Annotated in this window: 20 protein-coding genes; 16 read left to right on the plus strand and 4 right to left on the minus strand. The window is 59.7% G+C overall.

The window, feature by feature from the left end; all coding sequences use genetic code 11:
• Window positions 1–112: 112 nt before the first annotated feature.
• From cysT to J4E42_RS15375, 3 genes are read left to right on the plus strand one after another with little or no spacing between them, the layout of a single operon-like run.
• Window positions 113–931, plus strand: coding sequence for a sulfate ABC transporter permease subunit CysT (cysT, locus tag J4E42_RS15365; protein ID WP_007899634.1), 819 nt, complete (start codon window positions 113–115; stop codon window positions 929–931).
• 12 nt (window positions 932–943) lie between these two features.
• Window positions 944–1,813, plus strand: a complete 870-nt coding sequence (cysW, locus tag J4E42_RS15370) for a sulfate ABC transporter permease subunit CysW (RefSeq protein WP_008034093.1) — start codon at window positions 944–946, stop codon at window positions 1,811–1,813.
• A 3-nt stretch (window positions 1,814–1,816) separates the two neighbouring features.
• A complete protein-coding gene (locus J4E42_RS15375) occupies window positions 1,817–2,806 on the plus strand; it encodes a sulfate/molybdate ABC transporter ATP-binding protein (protein WP_008039689.1) in 990 nt (329 codons plus the stop codon).
• Between the two features lie 107 nt (window positions 2,807–2,913).
• Here J4E42_RS15375 and J4E42_RS15380 read toward each other — a convergent pair whose 3' ends face one another.
• Complete coding sequence (locus J4E42_RS15380) at window positions 2,914–3,432, minus strand: DUF962 domain-containing protein (protein WP_008039690.1); 519 nt, start codon at window positions 3,430–3,432, stop codon at window positions 2,914–2,916.
• An 84-nt stretch (window positions 3,433–3,516) separates the two neighbouring features.
• Here J4E42_RS15380 and J4E42_RS15385 point away from each other — a divergent pair, with 84 nt between their 5' ends.
• Together J4E42_RS15385 and J4E42_RS15390 are read left to right on the plus strand one after the other, a co-directional pair.
• Entirely contained in the window at window positions 3,517–4,203 is a 687-nt protein-coding gene (locus tag J4E42_RS15385; protein WP_207285566.1) for a Crp/Fnr family transcriptional regulator, read from the plus strand.
• Between the two features lie 1,048 nt (window positions 4,204–5,251).
• Complete coding sequence (locus tag J4E42_RS15390) at window positions 5,252–5,611, plus strand: response regulator (RefSeq protein WP_192226685.1); 360 nt, start codon at window positions 5,252–5,254, stop codon at window positions 5,609–5,611.
• Window positions 5,612–5,734: 123 nt separating this feature from the next.
• Here the strand turns inward: J4E42_RS15390 and J4E42_RS15395 are convergent, their stop codons facing one another.
• On the minus strand, window positions 5,735–6,739 hold the full coding sequence (locus tag J4E42_RS15395; protein ID WP_008034389.1) for an AraC family transcriptional regulator: 1,005 nt from the start codon (window positions 6,737–6,739) through the stop codon (window positions 5,735–5,737).
• Between the two features lie 100 nt (window positions 6,740–6,839).
• On the opposite strand from J4E42_RS15395, the gene J4E42_RS15400 reads away from it, so the two are divergent.
• Window positions 6,840–7,913: a fatty acid desaturase gene (locus J4E42_RS15400; RefSeq protein WP_207285567.1), complete on the plus strand. Its 1,074-nt coding sequence runs from the start codon at window positions 6,840–6,842 to the stop codon at window positions 7,911–7,913.
• Window positions 7,914–7,979: 66 nt separating this feature from the next.
• Here J4E42_RS15400 and J4E42_RS15405 read toward each other — a convergent pair whose 3' ends face one another.
• Window positions 7,980–8,900, minus strand: a complete 921-nt coding sequence (locus J4E42_RS15405; RefSeq protein WP_207285568.1) for a LysR family transcriptional regulator — start codon at window positions 8,898–8,900, stop codon at window positions 7,980–7,982.
• 445 nt (window positions 8,901–9,345) lie between these two features.
• Here J4E42_RS15405 and J4E42_RS15410 point away from each other — a divergent pair, with 445 nt between their 5' ends.
• The 10 genes from J4E42_RS15410 (at window position 9,346) to J4E42_RS15455 (ending at window position 18,098) form a co-directional block, all read left to right on the plus strand.
• Window positions 9,346–10,155: an energy transducer TonB gene (locus tag J4E42_RS15410; RefSeq protein WP_207285569.1), complete on the plus strand. Its 810-nt coding sequence runs from the start codon at window positions 9,346–9,348 to the stop codon at window positions 10,153–10,155.
• Window positions 10,156–10,199: 44 nt separating this feature from the next.
• Window positions 10,200–10,925 carry a MotA/TolQ/ExbB proton channel family protein gene (locus J4E42_RS15415; protein ID WP_008045247.1) on the plus strand — a complete coding sequence of 242 codons (726 nt, stop codon included), beginning with the start codon at window positions 10,200–10,202 and terminating at the stop codon, window positions 10,923–10,925.
• A 1-nt stretch (window position 10,926) separates the two neighbouring features.
• Window positions 10,927–11,328 carry a biopolymer transporter ExbD gene (locus J4E42_RS15420; RefSeq protein ID WP_003220570.1) on the plus strand — a complete coding sequence of 134 codons (402 nt, stop codon included), beginning with the start codon at window positions 10,927–10,929 and terminating at the stop codon, window positions 11,326–11,328.
• Window positions 11,329–11,615: 287 nt separating this feature from the next.
• Window positions 11,616–12,197, plus strand: coding sequence for an alpha/beta hydrolase (locus J4E42_RS15425; protein WP_207285570.1), 582 nt, complete (start codon window positions 11,616–11,618; stop codon window positions 12,195–12,197).
• A gap of 59 nt (window positions 12,198–12,256) precedes the next feature.
• Window positions 12,257–13,186 (plus strand): sigma 54-interacting transcriptional regulator, encoded by a 930-nt coding sequence (locus tag J4E42_RS15430; RefSeq protein ID WP_192226693.1) that lies wholly within the window; start codon window positions 12,257–12,259, stop codon window positions 13,184–13,186.
• A gap of 377 nt (window positions 13,187–13,563) precedes the next feature.
• Entirely contained in the window at window positions 13,564–14,346 is a 783-nt protein-coding gene (locus J4E42_RS15435) for a MetQ/NlpA family ABC transporter substrate-binding protein (RefSeq protein WP_008040224.1), read from the plus strand.
• A gap of 789 nt (window positions 14,347–15,135) precedes the next feature.
• Entirely contained in the window at window positions 15,136–15,801 is a 666-nt protein-coding gene (locus J4E42_RS15440) for an amino acid ABC transporter permease (protein WP_008032519.1), read from the plus strand.
• Window positions 15,782–16,441, plus strand: a complete 660-nt coding sequence (locus tag J4E42_RS15445; RefSeq protein WP_207285571.1) for an amino acid ABC transporter permease — start codon at window positions 15,782–15,784, stop codon at window positions 16,439–16,441. Before J4E42_RS15440 ends, J4E42_RS15445 begins: the two co-directional genes overlap by 20 nt.
• Window positions 16,438–17,220 carry an amino acid ABC transporter ATP-binding protein gene (locus J4E42_RS15450; protein ID WP_207285572.1) on the plus strand — a complete coding sequence of 261 codons (783 nt, stop codon included), beginning with the start codon at window positions 16,438–16,440 and terminating at the stop codon, window positions 17,218–17,220. The genes J4E42_RS15445 and J4E42_RS15450 overlap by 4 nt, the downstream gene beginning before the upstream one ends.
• Window positions 17,217–18,098, plus strand: a complete 882-nt coding sequence (locus J4E42_RS15455; RefSeq protein ID WP_008040217.1) for a transporter substrate-binding domain-containing protein — start codon at window positions 17,217–17,219, stop codon at window positions 18,096–18,098. Before J4E42_RS15450 ends, J4E42_RS15455 begins: the two co-directional genes overlap by 4 nt.
• Window positions 18,099–18,231: 133 nt before the next feature.
• On the opposite strand, the gene J4E42_RS15460 is transcribed toward J4E42_RS15455, so the two are convergent.
• A complete protein-coding gene (locus J4E42_RS15460) occupies window positions 18,232–19,428 on the minus strand; it encodes an AAA family ATPase (protein ID WP_008032511.1) in 1,197 nt (398 codons plus the stop codon).
• Window positions 19,429–19,669 lie beyond the last annotated feature (241 nt).

Consider the following 19,669-nt stretch of genomic DNA (forward strand, 5'->3'; position numbering starts at 1 on the left):
GCTCGCGAAGGCGGTGTGTCAGGCGACGTAACTGTTGACTGATATGCCCTCTTCGCGAGCAAGCCCGCTCCCACAGGTGCGTTTAGCAGATTGCTTTCAACCAAGGACTTTTATGTCGCGTCGTATCTCCCCCGTCATACCCGGCTTCGGGCTGACGCTGGGCTACACCTTGGTGTACCTCAGCCTGATTGTGCTCATACCACTGGCGGCGATGTTCGTGCATGCCGCTCAACTCACCTGGGATCAGTTCTGGGCGATCATCTCGGCGCCCCGCGTGCTGGCGGCGTTGAAGCTGAGCTTCGGCACCGCGCTGTACGCCGCGATCATCAACGGCATCATCGGCACGCTGCTGGCCTGGGTGTTGGTGCGCTATACCTTCCCGGGTCGCAAGGTCATCGATGCGATGATCGATTTGCCCTTCGCATTGCCCACGGCCGTGGCCGGTATCGCGCTGACTGCGCTGTACGCGCCGAATGGTTGGGTGGGTCAGTTTGCTGCGGACTTGGGTTTCAAGATCGCGTATACCCCCCTCGGCATCACGCTGGCGCTGACTTTTGTAACGCTTCCATTCGTAGTACGTACGGTACAGCCAGTATTGGCCGATATCCCGCGTGAAGTGGAAGAAGCGGCGGCGTGCCTCGGTGCAAAACCACTGCAGGTTTTCCGCCATATCCTGGTGCCCGCGCTGCTGCCTGCCTGGTTGACCGGTTTCGCGTTGGCCTTTGCCCGCGGGGTCGGCGAGTACGGTTCGGTGATTTTCATCGCCGGCAACATGCCGATGAAAACCGAGATCCTGCCGCTGCTGATCATGGTCAAGCTCGACCAGTACGATTACACCGGCGCTACCTCCATTGGTGTACTGATGCTGGTGGTTTCCTTCGTCCTGTTGCTGCTGATCAACTTGCTGCAACGCCGTATTGAAACCCCATAAGGAGGCGCAGAAATGTCCCAATCATCTATTGCTGCTGCTTCCTCGAACGCTGCCCGCCGTGGCAGTGCCACGTCACGGCGAATCCTGATCGGCCTCGGCTGGCTGGTGTTTGCCCTTTTCCTGTTGCTGCCGCTAGTGATCGTGGTGTCCCAGGGTTTGAAGAATGGTCTGGGTTCGTTCTTCACCGCGATCCTTGAACCCGACGCGCTGTCGGCGCTGAAACTCACGGTCATCGCCGTGTTGATTTCGGTCCCGCTGAACCTCGTGTTCGGCGTCAGCGCCGCGTGGTGCGTGAGCAAATACTCGTTCCGCGGTAAAAGCATTCTGGTGACCCTGATCGACCTGCCGTTTTCGGTATCGCCGGTGATCGCCGGTCTGGTCTACGTGCTGATGTTCGGTGCGCAGGGGCTGTTCGGCCCGTGGTTGCAGGATCACGATATCCAGATCGTCTTCGCCTTGCCGGGCATCGTGCTGGCGACGATTTTCGTCACCGTGCCGTTCGTGGCGCGTGAACTGATCCCGCTGATGCAGGAACAAGGCACGCAGGAAGAAGAAGCCGCGCGCCTGCTGGGCGCCAATGGCTGGCAGATGTTCTGGCACGTCACCGTGCCCAATATCAAATGGGGCCTGATCTACGGCGTGGTGCTGTGTACCGCGCGGGCGATGGGTGAGTTCGGGGCGGTGTCGGTGGTTTCCGGGCACATTCGCGGGGTGACCAACACCTTGCCGTTGCACGTTGAGATCCTCTACAACGAATACAACCACGTGGCCGCGTTCGCTGTGGCGAGCCTGTTGCTGATCCTGGCGCTCTTCATCCTGCTGCTCAAGCAGTGGAGCGAAAACCGTATTAACCGCCTGCGCGCCAGCGCCGCGGAGGAATAATTCATGTCGATCGAAGTGCGTAACGTCAGCAAGAATTTCAATGCGTTCAAGGCCCTCAATGACATCAGCCTGGACATTCAAAGCGGCGAACTCGTGGCGCTGCTCGGCCCGTCGGGTTGCGGCAAGACCACGCTGCTGCGGATCATCGCCGGTCTGGAAACCCCGGATCAGGGCAACATCGTGTTCCACGGTGAAGACGTTTCCGGCCACGACGTGCGTGATCGCAACGTCGGGTTCGTGTTCCAGCACTACGCGTTGTTCCGCCACATGACGGTGTTCGACAACGTCGCGTTCGGCCTGCGCATGAAACCGAAAAACCAGCGCCCGACTGAAAGCCAGATCGCGGCGAAGGTCCACGAATTGCTGAACATGGTGCAACTGGACTGGTTGTCGGATCGCTACCCGGAACAACTCTCCGGCGGCCAGCGTCAGCGTATCGCGCTGGCTCGGGCCTTGGCGGTCGAACCGAAAGTGCTGCTGCTCGACGAACCGTTCGGTGCCCTCGACGCCAAGGTCCGCAAGGAGCTGCGTCGCTGGCTGGCACGGCTGCACGAAGACATCAACCTGACTTCCGTGTTCGTGACCCACGACCAGGAAGAGGCGATGGAAGTGGCCGACCGTATCGTGGTGATGAACAAAGGCGTGATCGAGCAGATCGGTTCACCGGGCGACGTCTACGAAAACCCGGCCAGCGATTTCGTTTATCACTTCCTCGGCGATTCGAACCGTCTGCATCTGGGCGAAGACAAACACGTGCTGTTCCGTCCGCATGAAGTGTCGCTGTCGCGGCATGAACTGGAGGATCATCACGCGGCCGAAGTGCGCGATATCCGTCCATTGGGCGCGACGACCCGGGTGACGTTGAAGGTCGAAGGGCAGAGTGATTTGATCGAAGCGGAAGTGGTGAAGGATCACGACAGCCTGATCGGTCTGGCGAAGGGCGAGACGTTGTTCTTCAAGCCGAAGGTCTGGCAGAAAGTCGCCAACATCTAAAGCAAAAACTTCGCGGGCAAGCCCGCTCCCACAGTGGTTGGGGTTGTACACAAATTATGTGATCGACCCAGAACCCTGTAGGAGCGAGGCTTGCCCGCGAAGGCGTCCTACGCAGCAGCGCGCTTCGGATTGACCCGAACACCCCCTACCCGCGCCTCGATCTGCTCTTTCAAATCCCGCCGCATCCCCAACAAAAACGCCAACTCAACCACCACAAACAACGGCCCGACAATCAACCCCGTCACATCATCGACAAACGCCGGTTTGCGTCCTTCGTAATGATGCCCGACAAACTGAATCGCCCAGCCGATCACAAACATCCCGACGCCGCTCGCCAGCCACACCAGTGTGCTTTGCTGTGCCAGCACATGACCCGCCCAAACGCACAGTCCGAGCAGCACCGTCATCAGCACGCCTAAACGCAGTTCCAGGCGCAGGTAGAACCACGCCGATGCCAGCGAGACCAGCACCGCCGGCGAAAGCCAGCCTGCGGCCCATTGCGGCCGCGACAGCAACACCGCGACAGCGACCACGATCAGCGGAATACCGATAAAGTGGCTGGCAATATTGCGCGGATCACGGTGGTAGGCGGCGTATTGACTGAGATGGTCAACGAGGCTTTTCATTGTTATTCCTCCTGTAGGGTGATTGATCATGCCCCGGGTTCACCGCTCGCTCTGTCAGCCAGGCGACAATCTCCAGGAGTTTTCATGGACATGCAGGTTTGGCGTTCGCGCCTGGAAACGGGGCAGTGGTTCAGTCATCTACCTGTTCCTCTACAGAATAGTCTGTTGGCCAGCGCCAAGGTACGGCGGCTGGCGTCGGGGCAGCGGCTGTTCAAGCGCGGCGATCCGCCGTGCGGCTTGTACGCGGTGCTCGAAGGTTCCGTTCGAATCGGCGCTGTCAGCGAGCAGGGCAAGGAAGCGTTGTTGAGCCTGGTGGAGTCACCGCACTGGTTTGGCGAAATCTGTCTGTTCGACGGCCAGCCGCGCACCCACGATGCGTTCGGCGTCGGCCAGTGCATCCTGTTGCACATCCCGCAAACCGCGCTGCTGGCCTTGCTTGATGAGCAACCGGTGTACTGGCGGCAACTGGCGTTGCTGATGAGCCAGAAACTGCGCCTGACCTTCATCAACCTCGAACAGTTGAGCCTGATGCCGGCGCCTGCACGGTTGGCGCATCGCTTGCTGATGATCGCTGACGGTTACGGCGAAATCGCCCCGCCGCGGCGTGTGCTGCAACTGCCGCAGGAACAGCTGGCCTCAATGCTGTCGCTGTCACGCCAGACCACCAATCAGCTGCTCAAGGAATTGCAGGGGCAGGGGATTTTGAATTTGAAGTACGGTGAGATTGAGATTCTGGATGCTGAGCGGTTGCGGGCGTTGGCGATTTTTTAAGGTTGCCTGGTGTTTGGGGGTGTATCCGTTATTTTTGGTATGGCGGCTATTGGTTTCGCCCTTACGGCGAGTCACTTTGGAAAAGCCCCAAAGTAACCAAAAGGCTCTTGCCCCTTTCGTTCGGTGCCTCGCTAATGCTCGCCATGCCCTCGCTCCGGTCCTGCTCCGTGGGCCCGCCGCGATCGGCCATCCTTGGCCGTGCGCGGCTAACCCGGCATCCATGCCGGGTTGCCCACTGCGCAGAACCTCCACTCAGCCTCTCGAGGGGGCGACCACCGCCACAGCCGCCGAGGCGGCCTGAAAGCCGACCTGGCTCTTCGGTCGTGTGCACACTCCTGCACTGTGGTGGCCGCACTAATTTTGGTTTTTTGCACATTCCCCTGTAGGAGCCGGCTTGCTGGCGATGGCGTCCTTTCAGGCGATAGATGTCTCGACTGACCCACCGCTATCGTCGGAACGCCGCCCGCAGCAAGCCGGCTCCTACAGTTGATCGTATTTATCCAAACGCATATGCATTTCCACTGTAGGAGCCAGCTTGCTGGCGATGGACGTCAACGATAACGCGGGCTGTCTGAATGAACGCGTTGCCCGGTCGTTTTTCGCGGGCAAGCCTCGCTCCTACAGGGAATCGCGTTTGCTTTTGCTTCTCACCACTCATCAGGCCGAGCGTTAGCTCGCCTTCAGCTTTTGATCTGGACGCAGCGCCCCCTCGAGAGGCCGAGTGGAGGTTCTGCGCAGTGGGCAACCCGGCATGGATGCCGGGTTAGCCGCCCCCGGCCATGGATGGCCGATGGCGGCGGGCCCACGGAGCAGGACCGGAGCGAGGGTATGCCGAGCCTAGGCGAGGCACCGAACGAAAGGGGCAAGAGCGCTTTGGTTACTTTCGCGCTTTTCGAAAGTGACTCGCCGTAAGGGCGAAACCAATAGCCGCCCTCACCGCAGAAACGGATATGTACCCCAACCCACAAACCCAACCCGCCGGTCACAGTAAAGGTGGGCTTTGTCCGCGAAGGCGCCTAGCCTGTGACGACGACAATCGAGGTGTGCCATGCGTGTGCTGTTAGTGGAAGACGAACCGGAGACCGCCAAACTCCTGGCCAACGGCCTGAGCGAAGCGAGTTACTCGGTGGATGTGGCGCTCAACGGCATGGACGGCCGTCGCTTCATCGAGACCGGTGAATACGAGCTGATCATTCTTGACGTCATGCTACCGGGGTTGAACGGCTGGCAATTGCAGCAACAGATCCGCAAGCTCGGCGAGACGCCGGTGCTGTTTCTCACCACCAAGGATGGCATTGAAGATCGCCTGCGCGGGTTGGAGCTGCATGAGGACGATTATCTGCTCAAACCGTTTGCCGTGAGCGAACTGGTGGCACGGGTGCGCAAGTTGGTGCGGCGTAATCGTTGATGGGGATGTGGTGAATTGACGGACGCCTTCGCGGGCAAGCCTCGCTCCTACCCGGCCCAAGCCCTAACTTGTAGGAGCGAGGCTTGCCCGCGAAGAGGCCGAAACAGGCAGCACAAATTCACATCACCGCAACCCATCCCGAAACTGCCCCGGCGTCATCCCCGTCCAGCGCTTGAACGCGCGGCTGAAACTGCTCGTATCCGCAAACCCCAACAGATAACTGATCTCGCTCAACGAACATTGCGGGTCGCGCAGGTGCAGCAGCGCAAGGTTTTCACGGCTTTCATTGAGCAGCGTGTCAAACCGGCAACCCTCGTCTGCCAAATGCCGTTGCAGGCTGCGCAAGCTCAAGTGCAAGGCCTTGGCGATGTGTTCTGCGCTGGGCTCGCCCTCGGGCAGTTGCTCTTCAATGGCGTCGCGGACCTTGCGCTCCCAGGTCAGCGGTTTGAGCTGCGCCAGCGTGCGTTTGAGTACGGTTTCGTTGTGTTCGGCCAGTTCCGGGTTGGCGTCGTCCAAGTGACTGTCGAAGTCCACCAGCGCAAACTCCAGCCGGTCTTCGTCGGCCGAAAAGTGCACCGGTGAGCGGAAGACTTTGTGCCATTGATGCGCGTCGGCCGGTTCCGGGCGACGCAGGTACACCGCGAGCGGCGCGTAGTCGCGGCCCAGTCGGTTGCGGCAGGTGCGCACGTAAATCGCGGTGAAAGCGTCGATGGCTTCGAACGCTGGCGCCGGGTTGCCTGGCGGGATTTTCAGGCGGAAGCGATAGCGATCCTCGGTGCGGCTCAATTCAAGATCCAGGGCATCGCTGACCACCTGGTGATAACGCACGATGCGCTCGAACACTTCGCGCAAACTGCCGCTGGCCACCAGCGCATAGCCGAGTGCGTGAAAGGTGGTCGGGCTGACGAATCGCGATACCCGCAAGCCGATCGCCGGATCGCCGCTGACCTGCACCGCGATTTCCCACAGCCGCGTAGTGCCGGACAACGGGTAACGGGCGTTCGGGTCGTCCATCAATTGCGGGTCGAGCCCCGCCTGGTGGCACAGCGCGGTGCTGTCGAGGCCCAGCGCATCGAGTTGCTTGCGCAGGGCGCGGGTCCAGCTGGCGAGGGAGGTCGGTTCAGTCATGCTGATTGGCGCTTCCAGTCAACAGGTTGGCGTCCAGGGCTACCGCCTTGTGAAGGTTCACACGGCAGGATGCGAACATCAATAACCAGAGGATGGAAGCATGGACGGTACTTCTGCAAGTCCCCAGCGACTGAATGCAGCTCAGCGATCTGCGCATATTCGCGAAGTGGTGTTGGCCAAAGGCGTCGAACTGCGTAAACGCTACCCGATTCTCAACCATCAGGACGCCTTGGGCGCGGGCATTCTGGCCTTTGCTTTGGCGGGAATGATCGGTTCGGCAGCGCTGTACATCAGCGGATACATGGCCTGGTGGGCATGTCTGCTGCTCAACGCGTTCTTTGCGTCGCTGACCCACGAGCTGGAACACGACCTGATTCATAGCATGTACTTCCGTAAACAACGCGTGCCGCACAACCTGATGATGGGCCTGGTGTGGTTGGCGCGGCCGAGCACGATCAACCCGTGGATTCGCCGGCATCTGCACCTCAATCACCACAAGGTGTCCGGCACTGAAGCCGACATGGAAGAGCGCGCGATCACCAACGGCGAACCCTGGGGTTTTGCGCGGCTATTGATGGTCGGCGACAACGTGATGTCGGCGTTCATCCGCATGCTGCGGGCCAAGACCTGGACTCACAAGTTCAGCATCATCAAGCGTGCGCTGAAGGTCTATGCGCCGCTCGCGCTGGTGCATTGGGGCGCCTGGTACGTGTTTCTCGGCTTCCATGCCGCCAACGGTATCGCTCATCTGCTGGGAGCACCGATTGAATGGTCGGCAACCACGCTCTCGGTGATGCAGGTGATCGATATCGCGGCAGTGGTAATCATCGGCCCGAACGTGCTGCGCACGTTTTGCCTGCACTTTGTCAGCTCGAACATGCATTACTACGGCGATGTGGAGCCGGGGAACGTGATCCAGCAAACCCAGGTACTGAACCCGTGGTGGATGTGGCCGTTGCAGGCGTTCTGCTTCAATTTCGGCAGCAGCCACGGGATCCATCACTTTGTGGTGAAGGAACCGTTTTACATCCGCCAGTTGACCGTGCCGGTGGCGCACAAGGTGATGCGTGAGATGGGTGTGCGGTTTAATGATTTCGGGACGTTCGGGCGGGCGAACCGGTTTGTTCGTAAAGAGGAAATTGAGGCGCAAGCTGTAGAGGGGGTTCGTGTCTGAGGGCCTCTTCGCTGGCAAGCCAGCTCCTACAGGGGGCTTGCTTGCCGGCGAAAGCGGTCGTTCTGTTCAAACCGCGACGCTGACATCCTGCTTATCCACCGCCACCAACGTCTCGATCATCGCCCGCGCAGCCGGTGACAACCGGAACCCCGTGCGGCTGACAATCCCGCACCGCACGCTCATGCTCTCGATGTGCGGCGGCAGGTTTCGCCAGTGCAGCAGCACCAGTGAACCGTCGGCAATGTCGTCGACAAACGCTTCTTCCGTGCCTACTCCGATGGCGTTCGATTGCAGCACGATCCTGGCCAGCGCCGGAAAATGCTCGGTCTCGATGGTCGGTGAAAAATCGATCCGGCCGCTGAGGTTCGCCAGCAGTTTGCGAATACCCGGCGGGATCTGCGTGGTCGCCAGCGGGTAATCGAACATGTCGTTGGTCGACAGGCTTTCCTTGGCCAGCAGCGGATGCCCCGGACGGCAGAAAAACACGCCGCGTTTGGGAGTCAACGCTCGGGTCTGAAAGTTCGGATCCGCTTCGAAATGGCGGATGTCGGCGATGAAAAATTCGATCTCTTCACGGCTCAGGGCGCGGCTGAGTTTTTCCCAGTTATCCACCTGAAAACAGGTGCGTATTTTCGGGTGGGCACTGATGAATTGCGCCACCGCATCCGGCACCAGTTTTACCGCCGGTGCCGGGCCGCAGCCGAACCGCAGTTCACCGGCGTCGAGCTTGGTCATTTGCGTGACTTCGGCGTTGAGCAGTGCGGCGCCCTGTACCAGCGTCAGCGCATGTTGCAGCACCACCTGACCTTCCGGCGTGGGGCGCAAGTCCTTGTTGCCACGGTCCACCAATGCACAGCCGAATTCCTGTTCAAGCCCTTGAATACTGCGACTGAATGCCGGCTGAGTAATGCCCATGGCGTCGGCTGCCCGTACGAAACTTCGGTGTTCGGTGAGGGCAATGAAGTAACGCAGCTGACGAAGATCCATAGGTTTTTCCCGGCATCCTGAAACGACCTCGATGGCATGTGCGACGAGCGTGGTTGAGGTTTTTTAAAGGTAATCGCTTATTCCGTCAACGAAGCAATCAAATAACTATTAGATGATAAAAGAATATCAATAGAGCGTTGTCCCTGTCGCCCGATTGCCGGCGCCAAGGCCTCGTGGCCGTGAAAATGGTCCCGAAATCATGCCTTTGGTGAATATTTTCGATGCCTTAAAAGCATGTGATTTCCGCCTGTTGCCCGCAGCCCTTGCCGGGCAAGGCCTGGAGTCGATGGGTGGTCTTTTATATTCGTTTTTGGTCTATGCATAACTTTAAAGATTACTTTCTGAGATAAGCGTCTGCCTCAATGATTCACCCATCGATACGTCGTCGGGGGATGTCTGGCACGACGTTTCGGTTATCCGCAAAGAGACCGCAGGGAGTTAAGCAATGGGCAATGTCCAGACCGCCGCCAGCGCACACGAGGTGCTGTGGCGCCAGGCGCCGGGTGGCGAGTTGGTCGACCTCGGCCGGGTGCACCGAGTGCCCTTGGGGCAGCTGCGTTTGCAGCGTGCGCCCAAGGGCATTCTGAGTCGCCGGGAAACGATTCTGCTCGGTGTGCTGGCGCTGCTGGTGCATGGCGCAGTCATCTATTGGGTCAATCAGCAGCCGACCAAGGCATTGCCGATCGTGCCGCCGGAAATTCCGCCGATGACGATTGAATTCTCGCGTCCGGCGCCGCCCGTGGTCGAGCCGCCGCCACCGCAGCCGGTGCAACCCGTGGTCGAGCCACCGCCGCCGGTGGAAGACGAACTGGCCGTGAAGCCGCCGCCACCGAAACCGATTCCCAAGCCAAAACCGATCGCCAAGCCCGTACCGAAACCGGTGCAAAAAGTCGCCCCGCAACCGCCTGCGCCGCCACAACCGGCAGCCCCTGTCGCGGCCCCGGCGCCACCTGCACCACCGGCGCCCGCGCCGGTGACGCCTGCCTCGGCCAATGCCGCGTACCTGAAAAACCCGGCGCCGGAATACCCGTCGCAAGCCGTGCGTCGCGGTTGGGAAGGCACGGTGTTATTGCGGGTGCATGTGTTGGCCAACGGCAAGCCTGGCGAGATTCAGATCCAGAAAGGCAGTGGTCGCGATTCCCTCGATGAGGCGGCGATCAATGCCGTGAAACGTTGGAGTTTCGTGCCGGCCAAGCAGGGTGAAGTCGCCCAGGACGGCTGGGTCAGCGTGCCCATCGATTTCAAGCTTCATTAAACCGCAACCAAATTCGCGCGAAACGTTTACACGAGGAACTCATCATGACGTTACTGGCATCTCCACTTGAATCCATCGAAAGCGCGGTGATCTGGCTGCTGGTGGTTTTTTCCGTTGCCACTTGGGGCCTGGCGTTGCTCAAAGGCGTGCAGTTCGGCCGTCTCAAGGTGCAGGACCGAAAGTTTCATAAGCAGTTCTGGGCGGCGTCGAGCCTTGATTCGGCGGCGGAGCTGGCCGAGACCCAGCCCGGCGCGGCGGCCCGAGTGGCCCAGGCCGGCTATGCGGCAATACAGGTAGGGGAGGCGCCACAAGCGGCGGATTTGAGCCAGGCGATCAACCATCAGGATCGTCTTGAGCGCGCCTTGCGTCAGCAGATCGTGCGTGAGCGCCGCTCGCTGGAAACAGGTTTGGCAGTGGTCGCAAGTATTGGCAGTACATCGCCGTTCATTGGTTTGTTCGGCACCGTGTGGGGAATCATGGAGGCGTTGAAAGGAATCAGCGCAGCAGGTTCAGCCAGCCTGGAAACCGTGGCCGGGCCGATTGGCGCGGCACTGGTGGCGACCGGTGTGGGGATCGCCGTCGCGGTACCGGCGGTGCTGGTTTACAACTACTTTTTGCGTCGTCTGAAACTGACGGCGGCGGACCTGGATGACTTCGCCCATGACTTCTACAGCCTGGCGCAGAAGAGTTCGTTCCGTGTGCTGATTCATCCGACGGCGCATAAAACCGCTGCATCGGGCAGCGCGCAGAAAGTGAAGGAGGCGTCCTGAGATGGCTTTCTCCACGCAAGACAGCGATGAGGTGCTGAGCGAGATCAACGTGACACCGCTGGTGGATGTGATGCTGGTGCTGCTGGTGGTGTTTATCGTCACCGCGCCGCTGCTGACCAACGCGATCCCGATCAACCTGCCCAAGACCGAGGCCGTGGCGCCGGTGGAGCAGAAGGACCCGCTGGTCGTGAGCATCGACGGTGCCGGGAAGTTGTTTATCAACAAGGACGAAATTCAGCCGGACTTGCTGGAGTTCAACCTCAAGTCGGCGAAGGCCAAGGATCCCGAAGTGCGTGTGCAATTGCAGGCGGACGACGGGGTGAATTACGGCGAAGTGGCGCGAGCCATGGCGTCGATTGAGCGGGCAGGGATTACCAAGTTGTCGGTGATTACCGCACGCTGACCGATTTTCGATTTTCCGGGGCCGTCTCCTTGGCAGGGTGCGGCCCCTTTTTTATGCCTCAAGAAAACCCGTGACCTTGTAGGAGCCGGCTTGCCGGCGATGGCGTTCGTCCAGCCAATGGAAATGTTGTCTGACACACCGCCATCGCCAGCAAGCTGGCTCCTACAGGTTGTGTGTGTTTCTTATATTCTTTATGGATCTTAATAAATAGCTTCTTATTCCTTAACGAATATAACTCTCCTCCCTATACTCGATCAGGAACAGACACGCAGCAGGAGAGTTCCCCCATGCGCAACGAATCAATTCGCTATCTGATTGTGCCGGGCTGGCAAGGATCGCCAGATGATCATTGGCAAAGCCACTGGCAGAACAGCTTGCCGAACAGCGCGCGGGTGGAGCAGGCCGATTGGCTGACGCCCCGTCGTGAAGACTGGGTGGCGGCATTGGCCGAGGCGATTGCCGCTGACAGCACGCCGGTGATTTTGATTGCCCATAGCCTGGGTTGCATCACGGTCGCGCATTGGGCGGCCACTGCCCCGCTGAATTTTTTGCGCCAGGTGCGCGGTGCCTTGCTGGTTGCACCGGCAGACGTCGAGCGCCCGGCCTGCGCGCCAGCCTTGCGCAACTTCGCACCGATTCCGACGAACCTTTTACCGTTCCCGAGCCAGGTGGTCAGCTCCGACAACGACGCCGCTGTCAGCGCACCGCGTGCGCTGGAACTGGCACGTAACTGGGGCGCCGAGGCAGGAATACTGTCGGGTGCCGGACACATCAACGTGAAGTCCGGTCATCAGCGCTGGGAGCAGGGTTTTGCTTATCTGTATCGCCTGCAAAACCGCATGGAACATCACGCCCTGCGCCGCGCTTGAACCTTTTCTTTTTTTAACATCGCCCCCCGTCTCCCGGCGGTTTTGGGCGGGAGTCTGCCATGAGTTTTGAAGCCTTCGGTCAGCCGCTGCTGACCTTTCCCGACGCAGAAAAAAGTCCGCTGAGCATCCGCGCCAAGGCGCTGGTGTTCGTCGATCCGCGCTCGCGTCAATTGCGCGCCGAGCTGGAGCAACTGGCACCACGTTCGATCTCCGTGTTGATCCGTGGCGAAACCGGTAGTGGTAAAGAACTGCTGGCGCGGCACATCCATCGCGCCAGTGATCGTGGTGGGTTGTTCGTGTCGGTCAATTGCGGCGCTATCAGCCCGACCTACGCCGACGCCGAATTGTTCGGTTATGCCGCAGGCAGTTACACCGGTTCGGCGAGCAGTCGTGCTGGCTGGTTCGGTTCGGCCAATGGCGGCACGCTGTACCTGGACGAGATCGGCGACTTGCCGCTGCCGATCCAGATCAAGTTGCTCGCCGCACTGGAAAACCACGAAGTCACCCGCGTCGGCGCGCATCAACCGAGCCCGGTGGACGTGCGTCTCGTGGCCGCGACCAGCATTGATCTGGCGCAAGCCGTGGCCGCCGGGAAATTCCATGAGCGGCTTTATCACTACCTCAGCGAAGGTCAGCTGGAACTGCCGGCGTTGCGTGAGCGGGTGGGCGATATCCTGTCGTTGTCCGAGTACTTCCTGGGCATCTACAGCCAGCGCCTGGACCTGCCGGTGCCGCTGATCAGCGAAGCTGCGCAGCAGTTGCTGGAACAGCACAGCTGGCCGGGCAACACCCGGGAGCTGGAAAACGTCATCCACTTTGCATTGCTGGTCAGCACTGGCGACGAGATCCTGCCCGAACATTTGAACCTGCCCGAAGCACCAGCGCCGCTGACGCAGATCGAGCAGCAGCTCCGGCACATCCTCACCAAAGGCACTGCCACCGAACAAGCCGCCCTCAAACAACTCCTCAAAAACACCGCACTCTTGTAGGAGCGAAGCTTGCTCGCGAACCAGGCGACACGGATTTTCTGGAAGGACGCCTTCGCGGGCAAGCCTCGCTCCTACAGATCACGAACACACCGAGCTCTTGTAGGAGCGAAGCTTGCTCGCGAACCAGACGACACGGATTTTCTGGAAGGACGCCTTCGCGGGCAAGCCTCGCTCCTACAGGTGGGTGCGGCGAAATGCAGCCAACACGTGAGTTAGAGCTGTATGAACAAAATGGAATATGAAAGTGAATAAAAGATATTGTTCGGGAATAAAAAATCCCGGTATTGTCCGCTTCACGCCAGCGATAGCACTTCACTGGCACTCGTACTAAACAAGCCGTCGTCGATGACGACCGTGATTTTCGATAAGGACACTGCATGAAAAAGGTTCTGTTGTTCACCGCATTGGCGGCTGCCCTGACCGCGGGCCTGGCCCAGGCCGGCGAGAAACTGGTAATTGCGGCGACCCCGGTCCCACACGCCGAGATTCTGGAGCTGATCAAGCCAACCCTCGCCAAAGAAGGCGTGGACCTGGAAATCAAAGTGTTCACCGACTACGTTCAGCCGAACGTACAAGTTGACCAGAAGCGTCTGGACGCCAACTACTTCCAGACCCTGCCGTACCTGAAAAACTTCAACGAAGGCAAAGGCACCAACCTGGTGACCGTGATCGGCGTTCACGTTGAACCGTTCGGTGGCTACTCGAAGAAGTACAAAAAACTGGCTGACCTGCCGAATGGCGCGACCATCGCTCTGCCGAACGAAGGCAGCAACAGCGGTCGTGCTCTGCTGCTGTTGCAGAAGGCTGGCCTGATCGAGTTGAAAGACCCGAAAAACGCTTTGGCTACTCCGAAAGACATCGCCAAGAACCCGCACAACTTCAAGTTCAAGGAACTGGAATCGGCCATGTTGCCGCGCGTTCTGGACCAGGTTGACCTGGACCTGATCAACACCAACTACGCGCTGGAAGCAGGTCTGAACCCGGCTAAAGATGCGCTGGTGATCGAAGGTGCTGATTCGCCTTACGTGAACTTCCTGGTGGCTCGTCCAGACAACAAGGACAGCGTAGCCATCCAGAAACTGGCCAAGGCGTTGACCAGCCCGGAAGTGAAAGCCTTCATCGCCAAGAAATACAGCGGCGCCGTACTGCCGGCGTTCTGATTGGACGCAGCATCAAACCCCTTCAAGGTTTCGAACGCCGACGGCTAGCAATAGCGTCGGCGTTTTTTATTGCGCGTGCACATTCCAAATGTAGGAACGAGCCTCTTGTAGGAGCCGGCTTGCTGGCGAATCAGACAACGCGGTGTATCAGGCCGGACGCCTTCGCGGGCAAGCCTCGCTCCTACAGATCACGGACACACCGCACTTTTGTAGGAGCCGGCTTGCTGGCGAATCAGACAACGCGGTGTATCAGGCCGGACGCCTTCGCGGGCAAGCCTCGCTCCTACAGATCACGGACACACCGAGCTCTTGTAGGAGCGAAGCTTGCTCGCGAACCAGACGACACGGATTTTCTGGAAGGACGCCTTCGCGGGCGAGCCTCGCTCCTACAGGGGATAGGCGTGTGCCGGAGGCTTAGGCCGCCCTGGCCTTCAACGCTCTGCGCAACGCCACCAGCAGCTTCACGATGTCTTGCGGATCAAGCCGTTGCGGTACTTTTACGTCAGCCATGTTCTCTTCCTTGTGATGGTTCGGCCGGGAGTCTGGCCAAAAGCTGTGCGTCCTTGGAGGGCTATTTCGAAAAAAAGATCCTTCCTACAGCGAAAAGGAAAATAGTCGTCTTCCTCCTTCTCGGCAAATTCACCGGATAGTTTTTTGCGTGATATCAATATTCTTTAACGGTATTTAAATTCCAGTTCTTATACCTTTAAAGTCGGTGCCTGCCGGGAGGTTATCCACCGCCCATGGACTGCGCCACCGTCGCTTACCGAGCGGCGTCCAGGATGTTCAATGAACTTCGATTACGCTTTTATCCTCAGCACCCTGCCGGCGTTTCTCAAGGCCGTGGGCGTGACGCTGCAGGTCGGCTTCATCGCCATCGGCACCTCGTTGCTGGTGGCCTTGATCAACGCGACGATCCTGGTGTTCCGCACGCCTTACCTGCAACGCCTGGTCGGGTTGTACGTAGAACTGGCGCGCAACACGCCGCTGCTCATTCAACTGTTCTTCGTGTATTTCGCCTTGCCGGCGCTGGGCATCAAGGTGTCAGGCTTCACAGCGGCGATTATCACCATGACGTTCCTGGGCGGCGCTTACCTCACGGAAGTGCTGCGCGCCGGGGTGGACGCGGTGCCCCAGGCGCAGCTCGAATCCGGCCGCTCCATCGGCTTGTCCCACGGGCAATTGCTGCGCTACGTGATCCTGCCGCAGGCCGGCATCCTCAGCCTGCCGTCGCTGTTCGCCAATTTCATTTTCTTGCTGAAAGAGACCACCGTGGTCTCGGCCGTAGCGGTCCCGGAAATTCTCTACACCACCAAAAGCTACATCGCGCTCTACTACAAAACCTACGAAATGCTCGCCGTGCTGACGCTGATTTGCGTGCTGCTGTTTTTGCCGCTGTCGCTGCTGCTCAGCCGTCTGGAAAGGAGGCTCCAGCATGGCCAGTTCGGGTCTTGAATTGTTGTGGGTGTCGTTGCCGCAATTGGGCAAGGGCGCTGCGCAAACCCTGTCGATCTCTTTCCTGAGCATCGTCATCAGCACCGTTGGCGGTGTGTTTTACGGCGTTTTGCGTACGCTGAATTCGAAATGGCTGAACGCGATTTTGCGCGTGTATCTGGAGCTGTTCCGGGCGATCCCGGTGCTGGTCTGGTTGTATCTGCTGTTCTTCGGTCTGCCGATTTTCTTCGGCCTGAGCATTCCGAGCTTCTGGTGCGCGGTGCTGGTGCTGTCGCTGTGGGGCGCCAGCGAGGTCGGTGAAGTGGTGCGCGGCGCCTTGCATTCGTTGCCACGCGGCCAGCGTGAAGCGGGCCTGTCGATCGGCTTGAACGGCCCGCAACTCTACGGCTACGTGCTGTTGCCCCAGGCGCTGAAACGCATGACCCCGCCGACCATCAACGTCTACACGCGGATCATCAAGACCAGCTCCCTGGCGGTGCTGATCGGCGTGGTGGACGTGATCAAGGTCGGCCAGCAGATCATCGAACGCACCTACGAATCCGTGCTGATCTACGGCGCGCTGTTTCTGTTTTTCTTTTTCATCTGCTACCCGCTCTCGGCCGCCTCGCGCGTGCTGGAGCGGCGCTGGACGCAAGCATGAGCGCATTGATCGAGTTCAAGGGTTTCAACAAGTTTTTCGGCGAGCAGCAGGTGCTCGACGGCATCGACCTGAAGGTGAAGTCCGGCGAAGTGATCGTCATCCTCGGCCCCAGCGGCTGCGGTAAAAGTACCCTGTTGCGTTGCCTCAACGGGTTGGAAGTCGCGCACAGCGGCAGCCTGACATTTGCCGGCCGAGAGTTGCTGGACAAAGGCACCGACTGGCGCGAAGTGCGCCAGCAGATCGGCATGGTGTTCCAGAGCTATCACCTGTTCCCGCACATGAGAGTGCTCGACAACCTGCTGCTCGGCCCGGTCAAGGTGCAAAACCGCGAGCGTCGCGAAGCCCGGGATCAGGCCGAAGCCTTGCTGGCGCGCGTGGGCCTCTCGGACAAGCGCGACGCCTTTCCTCGCCAGCTCTCCGGCGGCCAGCAGCAACGCATCGCCATCGTCCGTTCGTTGTGCATGAACCCCAAAGTTATGTTGTTCGATGAAGTCACCGCCGCCCTCGACCCGGAAATGGTCAAGGAAGTGCTGGAAGTCATTCAGGGCCTGGCCCGCGAAGGCATGACGCTGTTGATCGTCACCCACGAAATGGCGTTCGCCCGCGCCGTGGCTGACCGCATCGTGTTCATGGATGCCGGGCGAATCCTTGAGCAAAACCCTCCCGAGATTTTCTTTACGAACCCGCAAACCGCACGAGCGCAGCAGTTCCTGGAGAAGTTCTCCTACGTCGCCGCACTACCCAAAACGACTCAAACAAAGGAACTGGAACTGCCATGAAAACTGCCAAGTCTTCTCTACTGCTATTGCCACTGCTCGGCCTCGCGTTGCTGGCCGGCTGCAACAAAACCGAAGAACCCGCGAAGCCGAAAGTCGCCAGCGAAAGCACTGCGCCGGCCAGCTACCTGGACAAAATCAAGGCGCGGGACAAGTTGATCGTCGGCGTTTTCACTGACAAACCGCCGTTTGGTTTCGTCAATGAAGCGGGGCGTTACGTTGGTTTCGATACTGACATCGGCCGCCAATTTGCCAAGGATCTGCTCGGCGATGAAAACAAGGTCGAGTTCGTCGCGGTGGAACCGGCGAGCCGGATTCCGTTCCTGCAAAGTGACAAGGTCGACCTGATCCTGGCCAACATGACCGTGACCCCGGAGCGCAAGGAAGCGGTGGACTTCACCAATCCAAACCTGAAAGTCGCAGTACAGGCATTGGTGCCACAGGCCAGCGAAGTGAAAAACCTCGATGACCTGGCGACCCGCACCACCATCGTCACCACCGGCACCACGGCGGATATCTGGCTGACCAAGAATCACCCGGACTGGAAACTGCTGAAGTTCGAGAAAAACTCCGAGTCCCTGCAAGCCCTGGCCAACGGTCGCGGCGATGCCTATGCGCAGGACAATCTGGTGCTGTTCAGCTGGGCCAAGCAGAACCCTGGCTACCGCGTGCTGGATCAGAAACTCGGTGCAGAAGCGCCGATTGCGCCGGCGGTGAAGAAGGGCAACATCGAGCTGCGTGACTGGGTGAACGCCGAGTTGGCGAAGCTGGGTGAAGAGAAGTATCTGCTCAAGCTGTACGACCAGTATGTGCGCAAGGAATTGAGCGATGACACCAAGCCTGAGAGCGTGATTGTCGAGGGTGGGAAGTGGCAGGGGTGATTCTTTAACTTTTGCGGCGGTCTCACCGCCGCCATCGCGAGCAGGCTCGCTCCCACATTGGACCGCGTCCGTCGGGACACCTCGGTCAACTGTGGGAGCGAGCCTGCTCGCGATTCGGTTTATCGGACGCCGCTCAATCCGGCCAGTACCACGCCGGTTCATCCAGCATCCGCTGCCCGACAATCCCGGTCTGGCCCAGATTTTTCTCCAGCACGATGCAGTTGCACTCGGGATCTTCCTGTAGCGCCGAAATCAACCGCCGGGCATGGGACACCACCCACACCTGACACTGCTCCGACGCGCGGATAATCAAGCGCGCCAACGCCGGCAACAGGTCCGGGTGCAGGCTGGTTTCCGGTTCGTTCAGCACCATCAGCGTCGGTGGGCGCGGTGTCAGCAGCGCCGCCACCAACAGCAAATAGCGCAACGTCCCATCGGACAACTCCGCCGCCGACAACGGCCGCAATAACCCTTCCTGATAAAACTCGATGGCGAACCGGCCGCCCGCCAGCGGCTCGATATGCAGACGCGCACCGGGAAATGCATCGCTGATGGCGTTGCGCAAAGCTTCGGGGTCGCCAATCTCGATAATGGTCTGCAACGCCGCCGCCAGGTCTCTGCCGTCGTGGTGCAGCACCGGGGTGCGGGTGCCCAGTTGTGGCTGACGCACCGGCGCGTCGGCGTCGCTGCGAAAGTGATCGTAGAAGCGCCAGCGGCGGATGAACTCACGCATCTCCAGCACCTCCGGCGAGGTCCGCAAGCTGCCCACCTGATCGAACAGGCTGTCGAAAGTCGGCGTGTGCTGAGCCAGCACGTCCCAGCTGCGGTTGGCTCGGGTGCGGATCATCGGGCCGTCGCGATCCACCAGCAGGCTCGCCGGACGATAATGCGCCCCGGCCCACAGGCATTCACGCTTGATTTGCGGATCGAGGCTGAACCGTGACGCAATGGGTGTGCTGTGCCCGGGCAACATGAAATGACCGTTGGAATCGGGCAGCCCCAGGCTGATCGAGTAGCCGAAGTCGTCCCCGGCAAACCCCAGGCGCAAGCGTTTGACGCCGTGGCGAACGGTCGCCTCGATCGGCACTTCGCCGTTGCGCATGCGCCGGGTGATGGTTTCAGGTCCCGCCCAGAAGGTCGAATCCAGGCCGCCTTCGCGGGCCAACGCATTGACCACGCCACCCTGAGCGGTTTCCGCCAACAGGCGCAACGCCCGGTAGAGGTTGGATTTGCCACTGCCGTTCGGCCCGGTGATCAGGTTCAGACGACCCAGTGGAATCACCAATTTATTGATCGAGCGGTAATTGGCCACCGCGAGGGTTTTGAGCATGGGAAGCTTCCTGCTGCACTGCGTGGTCCGTCAGTTTGCCTCATTATCGAAAACACTGAGATCCCCCTGTAGGAGCGAGCCTGCTCGCGAAGGCGGTGTGTCAGAAAAAGAGAAATTGAATGTTGATCCGCTTCGCGAGCAGGCTCGCTCCTACAGAGAGTGCAGCAAACCTGTGCACCTGTTGAACCCTGTTCTAAGCTCACAGTCGTATCGCCATTGGCACGTTCGTACGACGCAAAGG

This window comes from Pseudomonas sp. FW300-N2A2 (assembly GCF_017351735.1).
Classification (GTDB): Bacteria; Pseudomonadota; Gammaproteobacteria; order Pseudomonadales; family Pseudomonadaceae; genus Aquipseudomonas; species Aquipseudomonas migulae.

Coding starts and splice junctions, on each gene's coding strand:
- cysT (WP_007899634.1), top strand. CDS start 113: ATGTCGCGTCGTATCTCCCCCGTCATACCCGGCTTCGGGCTGACGCTG.
- cysW (WP_008034093.1), top strand. CDS start 944: ATGTCCCAATCATCTATTGCTGCTGCTTCCTCGAACGCTGCCCGCCGT.
- J4E42_RS15375 (WP_008039689.1), top strand. CDS start 1,817: ATGTCGATCGAAGTGCGTAACGTCAGCAAGAATTTCAATGCGTTCAAG.
- J4E42_RS15380 (WP_008039690.1), bottom strand. CDS start 3,432: ATGAAAAGCCTCGTTGACCATCTCAGTCAATACGCCGCCTACCACCGT.
- J4E42_RS15385 (WP_207285566.1), top strand. CDS start 3,517: ATGGACATGCAGGTTTGGCGTTCGCGCCTGGAAACGGGGCAGTGGTTC.
- J4E42_RS15390 (WP_192226685.1), top strand. CDS start 5,252: ATGCGTGTGCTGTTAGTGGAAGACGAACCGGAGACCGCCAAACTCCTG.
- J4E42_RS15395 (WP_008034389.1), bottom strand. CDS start 6,739: ATGACTGAACCGACCTCCCTCGCCAGCTGGACCCGCGCCCTGCGCAAG.
- J4E42_RS15400 (WP_207285567.1), top strand. CDS start 6,840: ATGGACGGTACTTCTGCAAGTCCCCAGCGACTGAATGCAGCTCAGCGA.
- J4E42_RS15405 (WP_207285568.1), bottom strand. CDS start 8,900: ATGGATCTTCGTCAGCTGCGTTACTTCATTGCCCTCACCGAACACCGA.
- J4E42_RS15410 (WP_207285569.1), top strand. CDS start 9,346: ATGGGCAATGTCCAGACCGCCGCCAGCGCACACGAGGTGCTGTGGCGC.
- J4E42_RS15415 (WP_008045247.1), top strand. CDS start 10,200: ATGACGTTACTGGCATCTCCACTTGAATCCATCGAAAGCGCGGTGATC.
- J4E42_RS15420 (WP_003220570.1), top strand. CDS start 10,927: ATGGCTTTCTCCACGCAAGACAGCGATGAGGTGCTGAGCGAGATCAAC.
- J4E42_RS15425 (WP_207285570.1), top strand. CDS start 11,616: ATGCGCAACGAATCAATTCGCTATCTGATTGTGCCGGGCTGGCAAGGA.
- J4E42_RS15430 (WP_192226693.1), top strand. CDS start 12,257: ATGAGTTTTGAAGCCTTCGGTCAGCCGCTGCTGACCTTTCCCGACGCA.
- J4E42_RS15435 (WP_008040224.1), top strand. CDS start 13,564: ATGAAAAAGGTTCTGTTGTTCACCGCATTGGCGGCTGCCCTGACCGCG.
- J4E42_RS15440 (WP_008032519.1), top strand. CDS start 15,136: ATGAACTTCGATTACGCTTTTATCCTCAGCACCCTGCCGGCGTTTCTC.
- J4E42_RS15445 (WP_207285571.1), top strand. CDS start 15,782: ATGGCCAGTTCGGGTCTTGAATTGTTGTGGGTGTCGTTGCCGCAATTG.
- J4E42_RS15450 (WP_207285572.1), top strand. CDS start 16,438: ATGAGCGCATTGATCGAGTTCAAGGGTTTCAACAAGTTTTTCGGCGAG.
- J4E42_RS15455 (WP_008040217.1), top strand. CDS start 17,217: ATGAAAACTGCCAAGTCTTCTCTACTGCTATTGCCACTGCTCGGCCTC.
- J4E42_RS15460 (WP_008032511.1), bottom strand. CDS start 19,428: ATGCTCAAAACCCTCGCGGTGGCCAATTACCGCTCGATCAATAAATTG.